We start from the raw sequence: 15,191 nt of genomic DNA, 5'->3' as shown, positions 1-15,191 counted from the left end.
CCCGTGCCGCCGCCGGGCCCCTCGGCGAGCCCCTACGGCCGTCGGTCCACGGGGAGCTGTCTGCCCTCCTTGAGCACTCTGGCGACGACGGTCTGCTGGGCGTCGGTGAGCCGGGGGTCGGCGCAGTAGCGGGCGGTGCCCTCGGCCTCGATCTCGTAGTGGAAGCCGTCCGGCACCCCGATCGGGCGCTCCGCACGGCCCTCTGCGAGCGCGGTGCGGACCAGCGCGGCGAGTTCGCCCTCCTCGGTCTCCAGCTCCGCACGGCGTGCGATTCCGCCGAAGCCGCCGGTCCGCATGACTGAGATACGCATACCGGCCTCCTTCCCTCCGGGCGGCGGGCGACCCGTCCCCCGAGCGGCAGGAATTCCACGGTCTCGCATACTGATACGTACGCCGCGTCCCACCGGCCACTGGGCTACTCTGCCGACATCATGCGATTCGGGCTGCTTCTCCTTAGCCGCCGCGGCGAGGGCCTGTAGACACGGCCGACCCCCTCCCCGCGGAGTTCGGTGCTGCCGCCGTCGGCCGGTGACGCAACCTCCGCGACAGGAGCACCGCAGATGACCAGCGAGCCCGTGCACGGCCCCGTATCCCGCCGTACCCCGCTGACCGCGAGCACCACCCGCCAGCGCCCCTCCGGCATGCCGATCCACCGCTACACGCCGTACGAGGCCGTGGAGATCCCCGACCGCACCTGGCCGGACCGGCGCATCACCAAAGCGCCGCGCTGGCTGTCGACCGACCTGCGGGACGGCAACCAGGCCCTGATCGACCCCATGTCGCCCGCGCGCAAGCGCCGGATGTTCGATCTGCTGGTGCGGATGGGCTACAAGGAGATCGAGGTCGGCTTCCCCTCCTCCGGCCAGACCGACTTCGACTTCGTTCGCTCCATCATCGAAGAGGACGCGATCCCCGAGGACGTCACCATCTCGGTGCTCACCCAGGCCCGCGAGGAGCTGATCGAGCGGACGGTGGAGTCGATCGTCGGCGCCCACCGGGCCACGGTGCACCTGTACAACGCAACGGCCCCGACCTTCCGCCGGGTGGTTTTCCGCGGCAGCAGGGACGAGGTGCGGCAGATCGCGGTGGACGGCACCCGCCTGGTCACCGACTACGCGCAGAAGCTGCTGGACGACCGCACCGCCTTCGGCTACCAGTACAGCCCGGAGATCTTCACCGACACCGAGCTGGACTTCGCCCTGGAGGTCTGCGAGTCGGTGATGGACGTCTGGCAGCCCGAGGACGGCCGCGAGATCATCCTGAACCTGCCCGCCACCGTGGAACGTTCCACCCCCTCCACGCACGCGGACCGCTTCGAGTGGATGTCGCGCCGGCTGAGCAGGCGCGAGCACGTGTGCCTGTCGGTCCACCCGCACAACGACCGCGGCACCGCGGTGGCCGCCGCGGAGCTGGCGGTGATGGCGGGCGCGGACCGGGTCGAGGGCTGCCTCTTCGGCCAGGGCGAGCGCACCGGCAACGTCGACCTGCTGACGCTCGGGATGAACCTGTTCTCCCAGGGCGTCGACCCGGAGATCGACTTCTCGCAGATCGACGAGGTCCGCCGCACCGCCGAGTACTGCAACCAGATGGAGGTCCACCCGCGCCACCCCTACGCCGGCGACCTCGTCTACACCGCCTTCTCCGGCTCCCACCAGGACGCCATCAAGAAGGGCTTCGACGCCCTGCAGGCCGACGCGGAGAAGCAGGGCAGGCCGGTGGAGGACGTCACCTGGGAGGTGCCGTACCTGCCCATCGACCCGAAGGACGTGGGCCGCTCCTACGAGGCGGTCATCCGGGTCAACTCCCAGTCCGGCAAGGGCGGTGTGGCCTACGTGCTGAAGACCGAGCACAGCCTGGACCTGCCGCGGCGGATGCAGGTGGAGTTCTCCCGCACGATCCAGGCCCGCACCGACGCCGAGGGCGGCGAGGTGGACGCCGGCCAGATCTGGGAGATCTTCCGCGACGAGTACCTGCCCAACCCGGACAACCCCTGGGGCCGGATCACGCTGCGCTCCGCTCAGGCGGAGACCACCAGCGAGGGCCACGACACCCTCACGGTGGAGGCGGTGGTGGACGGCGCGGAGACCGTGCTCCAGGGCACCGGCAACGGCCCGATCTCCGCGTTCTTCAACGCCCTGGCCGGCAACGGCATCGACGTGCGGCTGCTGGACTACGTCGAGCACACCCTGAGCGAGGGCGCCAGCGCCCAGGCCGCCTCGTACATCGAGTGCGCCATAGACGGCCAGGTGCTGTGGGGTGTCGGCATCGACGCCAACACCACCCGCGCGTCGATCAAGGCGGTCGTCTCGGCCGTCAACCGCGCGAACCGGTGAGGTGAACGCGCTGAGCCGCGCCGAATGACAACGTCGCAGCTCACAGCCGATGCGGTGGCCCCGTTCCGTCGTCAACGACGGGCGGGGCCACCGCATTTGTGCGCCCACGGTGCTGACGCGCTCTCACGTCTGTGGTTAACATCACGTCGGCAATGGTGCCGGGCGTTACGGAGGTGCGGGCGTGAGCAGGGTGCGCGTGGCGGGAGTGCGTACAGCGTGGACGACCGTGGAGGACGGCGAGTTCTTCTGCCCTGCCTGCGGAGGCGATCGCAACTACGAACTCCGCACCGGGCGCCGGAGGTTGACCGTGCTGCGGGTGCCGCTGCTGCCCAGGGGCACGACCGGACCGACGGTGGTGTGCAGCTCCTGCGAGGGCCACTTCGAGCCGTCCGCGCTCCAGCAGCCCACCACCACACAGCTGGGTTCGCTGCTGCGGGACGCGGTGCACGCCGTGGCCCTCTCGGTGCTCGGCGCCGGCGGCGCGGGCTCGCGCACGGCGCGTGACGCGGCGGTCGGCTGGCTGCGGAACAGCGGCTTCGCCAGCTGCGACGAGGAGCAGCTGCTGACCCTCCTGGCCGCCCTGGACGCCGACCGGGCAGAGCCGGAGCACATCACCGAGCGCCGGGCCGCGCCGTACGCCACCGGGCTCACCAGCGAGCGGGAGCTGCGCGCCGTGCTGGCGCCGCTGGCACCGCATCTGGAGAGCGGCGGCCGGGAGGGCCTGCTGCTGGAGGGCGCGTGCATCGCGCTCGCCGACGGGCCGTACGAGGACGCGGAGTTGGCGGTGCTGGCCGTGGTCGGCGACGCGCTGCGGATTCCCGCCGAGGACGTCGACCGACTGCTCGCCGCCGCCCCCGAGCGAAGCTGAACCCGCCCCGGGGCCGCCGCCGGGCGCCCCCGGGCGTCCGGGGAGGGGCGCCGGCCTCTCGGAAGGGCGTCCCGGGATGGGCGCCGGCCTCTCAGAAGCCCAGGCGGCGCAGCTGCTTGGGGTCTCGCTGCCAGTCCTTGGCGACCTTCACATGGAGGTCGAGATAGACGGGCGTGCCGAGCAGCGCCTCGATGTGCTTGCGGGAGCGCGAACCCACCTCCTTGAGCCGGCTTCCCTTGGGGCCGATCACGATGCCCTTCTGGCTGGGCCGCTCGATGTAGAGATAGGCGTGGATGTCCAGCAGCGGCTTGTCCTGGGGACGGCCCTCCCGGGGCAGCATCTCTTCGACGACCACGGCGATGGAGTGCGGCAGCTCGTCGCGCACGCCCTCCAGCGCGGCCTCCCGGATCAGTTCGGCGACCATGACCTGCTCGGGCTCGTCGGTGAGGTCGCCGTCCGGGTAGAGCGGCGGGGACTCGGGCAGCAGCGGCACCAGGAGGTCGCCCAGCAGCTGGACCTGCTCTCCGTTGACCGCCGACACCGGCACGATCTCGGCCCACTCCACACCGACGTCGCGGCCCAGCTTGTCGACCGCGATGAGCTGCTCGGCCAGCGCCTTGGAGTCGACGAGGTCGGTCTTGGTGACCACCGCGATCTTCGGGGTGCGCTTCTTCAGCTTGGCCAGCTCGGCCGCGATGAACCGGTCGCCGGGCCCGATCTTCTGGTCGGCGGGCAGGCAGAAGCCGACCACGTCGACCTCCGCCCACGTGGTGCGGACCACGTCGTTGAGCCGCTCGCCCAGGAGCGTACGGGGCTTGTGCAGCCCGGGGGTGTCCACCAGAACGAGCTGGGCCTCCGGTCGGTGGACGATCCCGCGCACCGTGTGCCGGGTCGTTTGCGGACGGTTGGAGGTGATCGCGACCTTCGTCCCCACCAGTGCGTTGGTCAGGGTCGACTTTCCCGCGTTGGGACGGCCGACGAAACAGGCGAAGCCAGCGCGGTGCGGTGCTGTGGAGGAGGGAGCGCTCATGCCCTCATTCTCACCGATGTTCCGGACCGCTCCGACCGCCGCCCGTCGATCCGGCCCGCTCGCCGGAGCCGCACGGCGGTCGGGCCGGGGTCGGGCCGGGCAGGGCACTCGGACGGGCCGCAGGTCGGGCCGGGGTCGCGCGAGTTTCGGGCGGCGGCGCGAGCGGTCGAACCGCCGTCGGGGGTCGGCCGAAGAGGCGCGAAGTCAGCCGGCGGTGGGACGGGCGCAGTCAGTCGGCGGTGAGGCGGGCGCGCAGCTCGCCGTCCGTACCGGCCAGCAGCACCGGCGTACCGGCACCGCCCAGTTCGCCGACGGCCGCCAGGTCGGTCGCCGCCACCGCGTCCGCCTCGGAGACCACCGCGGCGGCCTCCAGCGAGGTCGCGCCGGAGGCGACGGCCATGGCGACCGCCGTCTGGAGCGCGCTCAGCGGCAGCGAGGCGAGCGCGACCGTGCCCGCCACGTACGTACGCCCGGTCTCGTCCCGGACCGCTGCCCCCTCCGGAACGGAGTTGCGGGCCCGGGCGCTGCGCGCCAGGGTGACGATCTTCCGGTCTTCCGGGTCCAGGTCCTGCGCGTCAGTCATGCCGACGAGGATACGGGTCGCCGTTGAGCCGGGTGACGTCCGGGAAGCTCCCGGTGGGCTCCGGGGTGCCGTCCGAGACGACCTCGTCCAGCTTGTCCACGGCCGTGCGCACCAGCGGTCCGATCCCGGTGGCGTCCTCGTCGTCCACGCCGGCCTGTGCCAGGTGCACGCCGGCCGCGCCGAGCCGTACCGAGACCACGTCGGCCAGCACCGTGGTCTCCTCGTCGCCCGGGCCCTCCCGCACGAAGCGCAGGGCGACGCTCTCGTCCCCGAGTTCGGGCATCCGCAGCCGCTCCGCCGTGTAGCCGACCCGGGTCCGGTCGTGCGACGGGCCCTCCTCGACCTCGAAGCTCTCGCACTCCTCGGCGGCCTCCCGGAACTCCTCCAGCGCCTTCTCGGCCGCCTCCGCGTTCTGCCAGCTGTGGGCTCTGGCGACGACGAACGGGCCGACCTCGGTGCGCGCGAAGCGGTTCTCGGCCCACTCGTCGGAGGGCTTGTCGAAGAGCGAACCGCACTGCCGCCCGTCCGGTTCGGGCACACCGATGCCGCGCTCCTCCGCCGCCTTCGCGGTGTCGGGGGCCCAGCCGGACGGCAGGTCGCCGATGTCCAGCAGCGCGAGTTCGAGGTCGTCCCGGCCCAGGCGCTCGGCCGCACCGAGTGCCGGGCTCCCGGTCTCCGCCGCTCGCCCCGGCCCGGTGTCCGCGACGGGCCCGACCGTCCCGCTGCCGCAGCCGGCGGCCAGCAGGCCGAGCGCGACGGCGGTGGCGAGAAGGGCTGCGTTGCGCGGCGTGGTGTTCATCCCCTCATGGGGCCACCGGGCGCCGGGCGGGGCTACCGCCGTGCGACTGCTCGGGTGAACCCGGCCCGCTTCGTCCCCCGCCGCTCCCGCAACGTCCCCGGCCGTTCACAGCACGGCTCTGCACGCGGGCGCGCCCCTGCTGTACGCGCGGCGCCCCGAGCGCACGTACGGGCGTACGGCCCTGCGGGGCGCTGCCCCCGGTGGCTCAGCTCTGCGGCTCGGGGTCCGGGACGGGGGTGGCCGGCTCCACCAGAACGCGGTCGATCTTGTTCCGGCGGCCGGCCGGGCTCTCGGCCGTGAGCCGGAGCGCCGCGAGGTCGGCACCGCGGTGCTCCTCGGCGAGCTCGACGGTGGCGGCCGCACCGGCCAGGGGCACCCTGCCCAGATGCTTGGCGAGCAGCCCGCCGACGGTCTCCACGTCCTCGTCGTCGAAGTCGTCCAGGCCGTAGAGCTCGCCCAGATCGCCGATGTCCAGCCGGGCGGTGACCCGGAAGCGGCCCTCCCCCAGCTCCTCGACGGGCGGCAGCTCGCGGTCGTACTCGTCGGTGATCTCGCCGACGATCTCCTCCAGGATGTCCTCGATCGTGACGATGCCGGCGGTGCCGCCGTACTCGTCGATCGCGACCGCGACGTGGGTGCGATCGCGCTGCATCTCGCGCAGCAGCTCACCGGCGTTCTTGGTGTCCGGCACGAACGCGGCGGGCCGCATCGCGGCCGTCACCGGGTCGCTCTCCGCCTCTCGGCTGATGTGCACCCGGCGCACCAGGTCCTTGAGGTAGACGACGCCGACCACGTCGTCCTCGCTCTCGCCGGTCACCGGGATGCGGGAGAACCCGGAACGCAGCGCCAGGGTGAGCGCCGCCCGCAGGGACTTGTGGCGCTCGACGGTGACCAGGTCCGTGCGCGGCACCATCACCTCGCGCACCAGGGTCTCGCCGAGCTCGAAGACGGAGTGCACCATCCGGCGCTCCTCGTCCTCGATCAGCGACTGCGACTGGGCGATGTCGACCATCGCGCGCAGCTCGGACTCGGAGGCGAACGGACCCTGGCGGAAGCCCTTTCCGGGCGTCAGCGCGTTGCCGAGCAGGATCAGCAGCCGGGGCACCGGGCCGAGCACCCGGGCCAGCGGCACCAGGACGTACGCCGCCGCGGTGGCGGTGGCGGTCGGGTGCTGGATGCCGATGGTGCGAGGCGAGACACCGACCGCGACGAACGACACCACCACCATCACCGCGATCGCCACCGCCAGCGCCTGCCAGGTCATGTCGAAGGCGCGCAGACAGGCGTAGGTGACCAGCACACCGGCCGCCATCTCGCTGGCGATGCGGATGAGCAGGGCCAGGTTGAGGTACCGGCCGGGGTCGGCGGCGACCTGGGCCAGCTTGGCCGCGCCGCGCCCGCCGTTGGCGGAGTCCTCGGAGTGGAAGCTGACCGCCCGGGTCAGCCCCGCCTCGGCGCAGGCGGCGAGCCAGGCCACCACCACGAGCAGCAGCGCGTACGCGAGGAACGGAAGCGTCATCTGCCCCTGCCCGTCAGGTGATGGTGGGCGCGGGCGACGGGCCCTCCAGCCCGCGCTCGGCGCGCCAGCCGTCCACGATGTCCTTCTGGAGGCCGAACATCTCGGTCTTCTCCGCGAGCTCCTCGTGGTCGTACCCCAGCAGGTGCAGCACCCCGTGCACGGTGAGCAGCTGGAGCTCCTCGTCCATGGAGTGCTGGGTGGGCGCCGCCTGCCCCTGGCTCGCGGCGACCTCGGGGCAGAGCACGATGTCGCCGAGCAGCCCGGACGGGGGCTCCTCGTCGTCCTTGACCGGCGGTCTGAGCTCGTCCATCGGGAAGGACATGACGTCGGTCGGGCCGGGGAGGTCCATCCACTGCAGATGGAGCTGCTCCATCGCCGAGGTGTCGACCACGATCACCGACAGCTCGGCCAGTGGGTGGATGCGCATCCGGGCCAGGGCGAAGCGGGCGATGTCGAGGATCGACTGCTCGTCGATCTCCTCGCCGGACTCGTTGTTGATGTCGATCGACATGGTGCGCGCGCTTACCTTCGCTTGCCGTTGCGGTCGTCGCGGCTCTCGCCGTTGCGCTCGCCGTTGCGGTCGTCGTAGCGCTCGTAGGCGTCGACGATACGGCCGACGAGCTTGTGGCGTACGACGTCGCTGCTGGTGAGCCGGGAGAAGTGGACGTCCTCCACGCCGTCCAGGATCTCCTGCACCTGGCGCAGCCCGCTCTTGCCGCCGCCGCCCGGCAGGTCGACCTGGGTGACGTCGCCGGTGATGACGATCTTGGACTCGAAGCCGAGCCGGGTCAGGAACATCTTCATCTGCTCGGGGCTGGTGTTCTGCGCCTCGTCGAGAATGATGAAGGCGTCGTTCAGCGTCCGGCCGCGCATGTACGCCAGCGGCGCCACCTCGATCGTCCCGGCCGCCATCAGTCGCGGGATGGAGTCCGGGTCGAGCATGTCGTGCAGGGCGTCGTAGAGCGGGCGCAGATAGGGGTCGATCTTCTCGTAGAGGGTGCCGGGCAGAAAGCCGAGGCGCTCTCCGGCCTCGACCGCCGGCCTGGTCAGAATGATGCGGTTGACCTGCTTGGACTGAAGCGCCTGAACCGCCTTGGCCATCGCCAGATAGGTCTTGCCGGTGCCGGCGGGGCCGATCCCGAAGACCACCGTGTGCCGGTCTATGGCGTCGACGTAGCGCTTCTGGTTCACCGTCTTGGGACGGATGGTGCGGCCACGGTTGGAGAGGATGTTCTGGGTGAGGACCTCCGCGGGGGTCTCCTTCTCGCCCCCGCCGCCGTCCGCCGTGCGGAGCATCGCGATGGAGCGCTCCACCGCGTCCTCCGTCATCGGCTGGCCGGTGCGCAGCACCAGCATCATCTCGTCGAAGAGCCGCTGGATCAGGGCGACTTCGCCCTTGTCCCCGGTCGCGCTGATCTCGTTGCCCCGCACGTGGATGTCGGTGCGCGGAAACGCCTGCTCGATGACTCGCAGGAGGGAGTCGCCCGAACCGAGCACCGTCACCATCGGGTGCTTCGCCGGAACGGTGAAGCGAGCACTTGCCTGGTCTGTGGATGTCTGCGTCATGGGCCGGCGCTGTGGCCTGCTCTTCCCTCTCTGTGGCGGTGACCGGGGCGGTTGGTCTCGCCCGGAGTACCAGAGTACGTCGGGGCGCCGACAACCCCGAGTGCTTTTCTGCCCGTTCACCGCACGCGCAACCGGCGCCCCTCGCGCACCACGGGGCACCGGAGGCGCGTACGACTCTCAGGGCTGCCGGAAGCCGACCGTGGGCAGGGCTCTGCGCAGCGGCCACGGCCGGTCGGTCCGCCGCAGCAGGTCCCACAGGAAGCCGTAGCGGCACTGCTCGGCCCGGGTGTCGGGCCCCATCCCGCAGGGGGTGTGCACCCGGCGGCACCAGTCGGCGATCTCCGCCCAGCCCGGCGCCGACAACGAGCCGCCGAACTCCTTCACCGAGAGCGCCGCCGCCAGCGAGGCGAACGCCAGCCGGTCGGACAGGGGCCAACCCGCGAGGGTGGCCGTCACGAAGCCCGCCGTGAACACGTCGCCGGCGCCCGTGGGGTCCAGCGCCTCCACCGCGACGCCCGGCACCTCGGCGGTCTCCCCGGTGCGCCCGTCCGCGGCGCACACGCCCTGGGCACCCATCGTGACGACGGCCAACGGCACGTGCTCGGCCAGCGCCCTCGCCGCTGCCTGCGGGGTGTCGCGGCCGGTGTAGCGCATCGCCTCGCCCGCGTTGGGCAGGAAGGCGTCGCAGTGTCGCAGGTCCGGCAGCCCGCCCAGGTCCCAGCGGCCGCTGTCGTCCCAGCCGACGTCGGCGAAGACCAGACTGCCCCGCTCGGCGGCCCGGCCGATCCAGGGCTGCTCGGCGCCCGGCAGCAGCGAGGCCACCGCGGCGAGCGAGGGCGGCGGCTCCACCACGGCCGCCTCCTCCAACGGCGCCTCGTGACCGTGGGTGACCATGGTGCGTTCGCCCTCGTAGGCCATCGAGACCGTCACCGGCGAGTGCCAGCCGGGCACGGTCCGGGAGAGCGAGAGGTCGACGCCCTCGCCCTCGCTCAGCGCCTCCCAGCAGTACGCCCCGTACACGTCGTCGCCGAACGCCGCGGCGAGGTGGGTGCGCAGACCGAGCCGGGCGAGCGCGGTGGCCATGTTGGCGACGCCGCCGGGGCTGGAGCCCATCCCGCGGGCCCAGCTCTCGGTGCCGCGCACGGGCGCGGAGTCGAGCCCGGTGAAGACGATGTCGAGGAAGACCGTGCCCGTGAGGTACACGTCGCAGCGCGGGTCCTCGTCGCTGCGGATCGGGGCGAGTGGGTCGTACATGGCCACAGTGTGCCGGATCGCTCCGGCCGGGCGTCGCGACGGCTCTGCACGTCCGCCGGAGGTCGCGCACCGCGCGCGGCAGGCGGGGACGGGCGGGGCGCGGCACGCAGGGCGTACGGGCCCGAAGTCCGGGGCCGGTGGACCCGAAGTCCGGGGCGGCGTACGGAGCCTGGGCGGGTGGGACCCGAAGTGCGGGGCGGGGCACGGGGCTTGGGCGGGCGTACGGAGCGTGGACGGGCGTGCGGAGCCCGGGTGGTCGTGCGGGTGCGGGCGGCGGCCGTGTGGGGCTGTCGGTCGCGGACGGTTGTCGGTGGGTCGCGGTACGGTCACCGACATGCGACTTTCCCTGCTCGGCGGCGGCGGGTTCCGCGTGCCGCTGGTGTACTCCGCGCTCGCCGAAGGCGGTCGGTCCGGCGGCCTGATCGACGAGTTGACGCTCCACGACACCGACCGGCGGCGGCTGGACGTCGTCGCCTCGGTCATCGACCAACTCCCGCCGGGGCCGCGGGTGCGCACCACCACCGACCTCGACGAGGCGCTGGCCGGCGCCGACTTCGTCTTCTCCGCGATCCGGGTGGGCGGCACCGAGGGCAGAGTCGGGGACGAGCGACTGCCGCTGGCCGAAGGGCTCCTGGGCCAGGAGACCGTGGGCCCGGGCGGCATCCTCTACGGGCTGCGCACGGTGCCGGTCGCACGCGCCGTGGCCGAGCGGGTCCGCGCGCTCGCACCGCGCGCCTGGGTCGTCAACTTCACCAACCCCGCGGGTCTGGTGACCGAGGCGATGGCCGAGGTGCTCGGCGACCGGGTCATCGGCATCTGCGACTCCCCCGTGGGCCTGGTGCGGCGCGCGGCCGCGGCGGCGGGTGTCCCCGCGGGCGAGGTCGGCTACGACTACCTGGGGCTCAATCACCTGGGCTGGCTGCGTTCGTTGCGCTGGCGGGGCGAGGAACTGCTGCCGGGGCTGCTGGCCTCCGACGAGGCGCTCGCCTCCTTCGAGGAGGGCCGGCTCTTCGGCGGCGAGCTGCTGCGTGCGCTGGGTTCGCTGCCCAACGAGTACCTGCACTACTACTACTTCGCCCGGGAGACCCTGGAGGCGGTGCGGACCGCTCAGGAGACCAGGGGCGAGTTCCTCCGGCGCCAGCAGGAGGAGTTCTTCGCCGGTGCGGCGGCGGACCCGCAGCGGGCGCTCGAGCTGTGGCAGCGGGTGCGCCGGGAGCGGGAGGAGACCTACCTCGCCGACTCCCGCGCGGCGGGCGGCGGTTGGGAGCGGGGGGCGAGCGATCTGGAGGGCGGCGGATACGAGCAGGTCGCGCTCTCCCTGATGCGGGCACTCGCCGGGGCCGACCCCTCGCCCGCTCCGCCCCGGCTGATTCTCAACGTCGCGGGGCGCGGGGCGATTCCGTCGCTGCCGGACGACGCCGTGGTCGAGACGGTCTGCGCGGTGGACACCGAAGGTGCGCATCCGCTGCCCGTGGCGCCGCTGGGCGGCGCGGAGCTGGGGCTGGTCGGCCAGGTGAAGGCGGCCGAGCGCGCGACCGTCGCGGCGGCACGCAGCGGCGAGTGGAACGCCGCGCTGCGTGCGCTGGTCGCCCACCCGCTGGTCGACTCCGCGGCGGCGGCCGGTCGGATGCTGCGCGCCGCGGGCTGGCAGGACGACAGCGGGGACGGCTCGTAGGCCGGCAGTCCGGATGCGTCCGGGTGCGTCCGGATGCGTCCGGTCCGCGGCGGGGCGGCCCCGGCCGTCCGCAGCGCCGAGCGGCACCCGCCGACCGCCGGAGAGCGTCGTATGCCGTGCCGGTGCCGGCCGCGGTGCCGCACCCGGTCCCGGCCCGCACCGTGCTGGTGCCGGGCCGCCGGTGTGCCGGTGTGCCGGTGCCGGGCCGCGGTCCGGAGGCGGGTTGCCGGTCCGTGTTGCCGGGGCTGCGGCCGGGTCAGCGCCCGCGCGGGGGGACCGGCACTCTCAACAGGTCCTCGGCGACGGTGATTTCGCCGGTGAAGCCGGCCCCCGCGGCCTGCTCGGCGAAGACCGTCGGATCGGTGTACCGCTGGGAGAAGTGGGTGAGCACCAGATGCCGCACCCCGCTCTCGGCCGCGACCCGGCCCGCCTGGCCCGCGGTGAGATGGCCGTGGTCGCGGGCCAGTTCATGGTCCTCGTCGGTGAAGGTGGATTCGATGACGAGCATGTCGCAGCCCTCGGCGAGCGCGTACACGCCGTCGCAGAGCCTGGTGTCCATGACGAAGGCGAACCGCTGCCCGCGCCGCGGCTCGCTCACCGACTCCAGGCTCACGCCGCGCAGTTCACCGGCGCGCTGGAGGAGGCCGATGTCCGGGCCGCGGATGCCGCGTTCGGCCAGCAGCCGGGGCAGCATCCGCCTGCTGTCCGGTTCGACGAGGCGGTAGCCGAAGGACTGCACCGGATGCGAGAGCTCCCGTGCCACCAGGGTGAACTCCGGTGTGCGCGCGAGCACCTGGCCGTCCTCGTGCACCGGTTCGACGACCAGGTGGACGGTCTCGCGGTAGGCGGTGGCGTAGCGCAGCCGGTCGAAGAAGCGCTGTCCGCTCGCCGGGAAGTGGGCGGTCACCGGGTGCGGGACCCGGTCGAGGTTGATGCGCTGGACGACCCCGGCCAGGCCCAGGCTGTGGTCACCGTGGAAGTGGGTGACGCAGAGCCTGTCGAGGTCGTGGGCGGCGACGCCGGCGCGCAGCATCTGCCGCTGGGACCCCTCGCCGGGGTCGAAGAGCAGTCCGTGACCGTCCCAGCGGAGCACGTACCCGTTGTGGTTGCGGTGCCTGGTCGGCACCTGGCTGGCCGTGCCCAGCACGATCAGTTCGCGCATCGCTCAGCCCGGGGGCCATTCGAGTCCGCGCCCGGCCAGCACATGGGCGTGCGCGTGGAAGACGGTCTGCCCGGCGGCGGCACCGGTGTTGAAGACGAGCCGGTAGGACTCGGCCTTCTCCTGTGCGGCGACCTCACCGACCTCGCGCAGGACGTCGGCGGCGAGCTCGGGCGCCCGGGCGGCCAGTTCGGCGGCGCTCGGGTGGTGGGCCTTGGGGATCACCAGCACATGGGTGGGCGCCTGCGGGTTGATGTCGCGAAAGGCGAGCGTCGTCTCGGTCTCGCGCACGACGGTCGCCGGCACCGCTCCCGCGACGATCTTGCAGAAAAGGCAGTCAGCCTGCGGTTCTCCAGCCATGGGCCGGATGCTACCCCCTGGACCGTACGCGGTGGGCTCAGGACCAGCGTCCGCTGCGGCCGAGCAGCAGTGCCGCGGCGGCGGTACCGGCGGTCGAGGTGCGCAGCACACTCGGGCCCAGCCTGTGGGGCCGCGCGCCCGACTCGGCGAAGAGCTCCAACTCCCGTTCGCTGACGCCGCCTTCGGGGCCGACGACCAGCACCACCGTCCCGGTGGCGGGCAGCGCGGCGGTGGCCAGCGGGGTGCTGCCCTCCTCGTGCAGCACGGCGGCCAGCTCGGCCTCCGCCAGCAGCGGCGCCAGCTCCGCGGTGGAGGCGAGCGCGCGCACCTCGGGGAACCTCCGCCGACGGGACTGCTTGCCCGCCTCCCTGGCCGTGGCGCGCCATTTGGCGAGGGACTTCTCCCCGCGCGGGCCCCTCCACTGGGTGACGCAGCGGGAGGCGGCCCAGGGCACGATGACGTCCACGCCCGTCTCGGTCATGGTCTCGACCGCGAGCTCGCCGCGGTCGCCCTTGGGCAGGGCCTGGACCACCACCAGCCGCGGGTCCCCCGGTGCCTCGTGGCTCAACCGCCCGAGGTTCACGTGCAGTTGGTCCTTGCCCTCGGCGGCCGCGACCACGCCCTCGGCCGAGGTGCCGGCGCCGTCGGTGAGCGTCACCGCCTCGCCGGCGCGCAACCGGCGCACCGAGACCGCGTGACGACCCTCGGCGCCCTCCAGCAGCAGCTCGCCCGCGGCGGCCCCGGCCTCCAGCGCCTGTGTGTCGACGACGAACAGCGGTGCGGTCATGACTCCTGTCCTCCCAGCAACTCGGCACGAGCCGCCTCGACTTCCTCGGCCAGCAGCGCCACCAGCTCGGCGGCCGGCAGCGTACGGGCCAGCCGGTGGCCCTGGCCCGCCCAGAGCGCCATGCCCTGGGCGTCGCCCGCTGCGGCGGCAGCCCTGCGGATGCCGGCCGTCAGATGGTGCACCTGCGGATAGGCGGCCGGCGCGTACGGGCCGTGCTCACGCATGAATCGGTTCACCAGACCGCGTGCCGGACGGCCGCTGAACGCCCTGGTCAGCTCGGTGCGGGCGAAGAGCGGATCAGTCAGCGACTGCTTGTGCAGCGGGTGCGCGCCCGACTCCGGGCACGGCAGGAAGGCCGTGCCGAGCTGCGCGGCGGCGGCACCGGCCGCAAGCGCGGCGGCGATCTGCCCGCCGCGCATCAGCCCGCCCGCCGCGACCAGCGGAAGCGGCACGCTCTCGTGCACCTGCCCGATCAGCGCGAGGAGCCCGACCCCGGCTCCGTCGGCGTACGGGTCGTCGTGGTGGGTGCTCTGGTGACCGCCCGCCTCGATGCCCTGGACGCACAGCGCGTCCGCCCCGGCCCGCTGCGCCGCCCGCGCCTCGGCGACCGAGGTGACCGTGACGACGGTGAGCGTGCCCCGCTCGGACAGGCTGCGCAGCGTCCGCGCGGAGGGGCAGCCGAAGGCGAACGACACCACCGGCACCGGGTGTTCGCGCAGCACCGCGAGCTTGCCGTCGTACGCGTCGTCGGTGCCCTGCTCCGGGTCGCCGAGCGCGGTGTCGTACCAGCGCGCCTCCCCGGCCAGCTGCGCCCGGTACACCTCGACCGCGGCCGGTGTCTCACCGCCGTGCTCGGAGGGGTGGGGCGAGGCGGGCGGCACGAAGACGTTCACTCCGAACGGCCGCCGGGTCAGCCTGCGCACCGCCCGGATCTGCTCGTACATCGCCTCGGGCGTCTTGTAACCGGCGGCGAGGAAGCCCAGACCACCGGCCCCGCTCACCGCGGCGGCGAGCTCGGGAGTGGCCGCGCCGCCGGCCATCGGCGCCTGGACGACCGGGAGTCGGAGCAGTGCGCGCAGTGAACGGGGGCCGGGGCTCGCGGAGTTGCCGGACTGCTCGGCACTCGGAGCGCTCGCGGATCCCCCGGGAGCCGGCTCCTCGGGAAGTGCAGCGGACATGACCACATCCTGTCACGCGGCGCACACACAGCAGTCGGCGGTACGCACGGAGTGTGCGCACCGCCGACTGCTGAGAAGTG

At 73.2% G+C, this 15,191-nt stretch carries 15 protein-coding genes; 3 read left to right on the top strand and 12 right to left on the bottom strand.

The genetic code is table 11. From position 1 onward, the window contains the following. Window positions 1-32: 32 nt before the first annotated feature. The gene (locus MTQ01_RS07805; RefSeq protein WP_247488008.1) at window positions 33-311 is read right to left on the bottom strand and encodes a protealysin inhibitor emfourin; all 279 of its coding nucleotides are present in this window, start codon (window positions 309-311) and stop codon (window positions 33-35) included. Window positions 312-560: 249 nt separating this feature from the next. Here MTQ01_RS07805 and leuA point away from each other — a divergent pair, with 249 nt between their 5' ends. Together leuA and MTQ01_RS07795 are read left to right on the top strand one after the other, a co-directional pair. Continuing rightward, window positions 561-2,333 (top strand): 2-isopropylmalate synthase, encoded by a 1,773-nt coding sequence (gene leuA, locus MTQ01_RS07800; RefSeq protein ID WP_247488006.1) that lies wholly within the window; start codon window positions 561-563, stop codon window positions 2,331-2,333. Window positions 2,334-2,514: 181 nt separating this feature from the next. Beyond that, window positions 2,515-3,201 carry a zinc ribbon domain-containing protein gene (locus tag MTQ01_RS07795; RefSeq protein ID WP_247488004.1) on the top strand — a complete coding sequence of 229 codons (687 nt, stop codon included), beginning with the start codon at window positions 2,515-2,517 and terminating at the stop codon, window positions 3,199-3,201. A 91-nt stretch (window positions 3,202-3,292) separates the two neighbouring features. Here the strand turns inward: MTQ01_RS07795 and era are convergent, their stop codons facing one another. The 7 genes from era to MTQ01_RS07760 form a co-directional block, all read right to left on the bottom strand. After that, window positions 3,293-4,231, bottom strand: coding sequence for a GTPase Era (gene era / locus MTQ01_RS07790; protein WP_247488002.1), 939 nt, complete (start codon window positions 4,229-4,231; stop codon window positions 3,293-3,295). A 229-nt stretch (window positions 4,232-4,460) separates the two neighbouring features. Continuing rightward, entirely contained in the window at window positions 4,461-4,814 is a 354-nt protein-coding gene (locus MTQ01_RS07785) for a cytidine deaminase (protein ID WP_247488000.1), read from the bottom strand. Next, window positions 4,807-5,613: a hypothetical protein gene (locus MTQ01_RS07780; RefSeq protein WP_247487998.1), complete on the bottom strand. Its 807-nt coding sequence runs from the start codon at window positions 5,611-5,613 to the stop codon at window positions 4,807-4,809. The genes MTQ01_RS07785 and MTQ01_RS07780 overlap by 8 nt, the downstream gene beginning before the upstream one ends. A 205-nt stretch (window positions 5,614-5,818) precedes the next feature. Continuing rightward, entirely contained in the window at window positions 5,819-7,132 is a 1,314-nt protein-coding gene (locus MTQ01_RS07775; protein ID WP_247487995.1) for a hemolysin family protein, read from the bottom strand. Between the two features lie 13 nt (window positions 7,133-7,145). After that, on the bottom strand, window positions 7,146-7,643 hold the full coding sequence (gene ybeY, locus MTQ01_RS07770) for an rRNA maturation RNase YbeY (protein WP_247487993.1): 498 nt from the start codon (window positions 7,641-7,643) through the stop codon (window positions 7,146-7,148). 11 nt (window positions 7,644-7,654) lie between these two features. Further along, window positions 7,655-8,698 (bottom strand): PhoH family protein, encoded by a 1,044-nt coding sequence (locus MTQ01_RS07765; RefSeq protein WP_247487991.1) that lies wholly within the window; start codon window positions 8,696-8,698, stop codon window positions 7,655-7,657. A gap of 177 nt (window positions 8,699-8,875) precedes the next feature. Further along, a complete protein-coding gene (locus tag MTQ01_RS07760; RefSeq protein ID WP_247487988.1) occupies window positions 8,876-9,952 on the bottom strand; it encodes a carbohydrate kinase family protein in 1,077 nt (358 codons plus the stop codon). 334 nt (window positions 9,953-10,286) lie between these two features. Between MTQ01_RS07760 and MTQ01_RS07755 the strand changes: the two genes are divergently transcribed. Further along, window positions 10,287-11,627, top strand: coding sequence for a 6-phospho-beta-glucosidase (locus MTQ01_RS07755; protein WP_247487986.1), 1,341 nt, complete (start codon window positions 10,287-10,289; stop codon window positions 11,625-11,627). A 256-nt stretch (window positions 11,628-11,883) separates the two neighbouring features. On the opposite strand, the gene MTQ01_RS07750 is transcribed toward MTQ01_RS07755, so the two are convergent. Genes MTQ01_RS07750 through MTQ01_RS07735 form a run of 4 tightly spaced genes read right to left on the bottom strand, consistent with a single transcriptional unit; the run spans window position 11,884 to window position 15,111 of the window. After that, a complete protein-coding gene (locus tag MTQ01_RS07750) occupies window positions 11,884-12,789 on the bottom strand; it encodes a ribonuclease Z (RefSeq protein ID WP_247487985.1) in 906 nt (301 codons plus the stop codon). Window positions 12,790-12,792: 3 nt separating this feature from the next. Continuing rightward, window positions 12,793-13,146, bottom strand: coding sequence for a histidine triad nucleotide-binding protein (locus tag MTQ01_RS07745; RefSeq protein ID WP_247487983.1), 354 nt, complete (start codon window positions 13,144-13,146; stop codon window positions 12,793-12,795). A 37-nt stretch (window positions 13,147-13,183) separates the two neighbouring features. Continuing rightward, entirely contained in the window at window positions 13,184-13,933 is a 750-nt protein-coding gene (locus MTQ01_RS07740; RefSeq protein ID WP_247487981.1) for a 16S rRNA (uracil(1498)-N(3))-methyltransferase, read from the bottom strand. Continuing rightward, window positions 13,930-15,111, bottom strand: a complete 1,182-nt coding sequence (locus tag MTQ01_RS07735) for a nitronate monooxygenase (protein ID WP_282613403.1) — start codon at window positions 15,109-15,111, stop codon at window positions 13,930-13,932. The genes MTQ01_RS07740 and MTQ01_RS07735 overlap by 4 nt, the downstream gene beginning before the upstream one ends. Window positions 15,112-15,191: the final 80 nt, after the last annotated feature.

This window comes from Streptomyces sp. XM4193 (assembly GCF_023072595.1).
Classification (GTDB): domain Bacteria; phylum Actinomycetota; class Actinomycetes; order Streptomycetales; family Streptomycetaceae; genus Streptomyces.
This window is presented reverse-complemented; position numbering and strand designations above follow the sequence as displayed.

Coding starts and splice junctions, on each gene's coding strand:
- MTQ01_RS07740 (WP_247487981.1), bottom strand. CDS start 13,933: ATGACCGCACCGCTGTTCGTCGTCGACACACAGGCGCTGGAGGCCGGG.
- ybeY (WP_247487993.1), bottom strand. CDS start 7,643: ATGTCGATCGACATCAACAACGAGTCCGGCGAGGAGATCGACGAGCAG.
- MTQ01_RS07735 (WP_282613403.1), bottom strand. CDS start 15,111: ATGTCCGCTGCACTTCCCGAGGAGCCGGCTCCCGGGGGATCCGCGAGC.
- MTQ01_RS07785 (WP_247488000.1), bottom strand. CDS start 4,814: ATGACTGACGCGCAGGACCTGGACCCGGAAGACCGGAAGATCGTCACC.
- leuA (WP_247488006.1), top strand. CDS start 561: ATGACCAGCGAGCCCGTGCACGGCCCCGTATCCCGCCGTACCCCGCTG.
- MTQ01_RS07745 (WP_247487983.1), bottom strand. CDS start 13,146: ATGGCTGGAGAACCGCAGGCTGACTGCCTTTTCTGCAAGATCGTCGCG.
- MTQ01_RS07780 (WP_247487998.1), bottom strand. CDS start 5,613: ATGAACACCACGCCGCGCAACGCAGCCCTTCTCGCCACCGCCGTCGCG.
- MTQ01_RS07805 (WP_247488008.1), bottom strand. CDS start 311: ATGCGTATCTCAGTCATGCGGACCGGCGGCTTCGGCGGAATCGCACGC.
- MTQ01_RS07750 (WP_247487985.1), bottom strand. CDS start 12,789: ATGCGCGAACTGATCGTGCTGGGCACGGCCAGCCAGGTGCCGACCAGG.
- MTQ01_RS07765 (WP_247487991.1), bottom strand. CDS start 8,698: ATGACGCAGACATCCACAGACCAGGCAAGTGCTCGCTTCACCGTTCCG.
- era (WP_247488002.1), bottom strand. CDS start 4,231: ATGAGCGCTCCCTCCTCCACAGCACCGCACCGCGCTGGCTTCGCCTGT.
- MTQ01_RS07775 (WP_247487995.1), bottom strand. CDS start 7,132: ATGACGCTTCCGTTCCTCGCGTACGCGCTGCTGCTCGTGGTGGTGGCC.
- MTQ01_RS07755 (WP_247487986.1), top strand. CDS start 10,287: ATGCGACTTTCCCTGCTCGGCGGCGGCGGGTTCCGCGTGCCGCTGGTG.
- MTQ01_RS07760 (WP_247487988.1), bottom strand. CDS start 9,952: ATGTACGACCCACTCGCCCCGATCCGCAGCGACGAGGACCCGCGCTGC.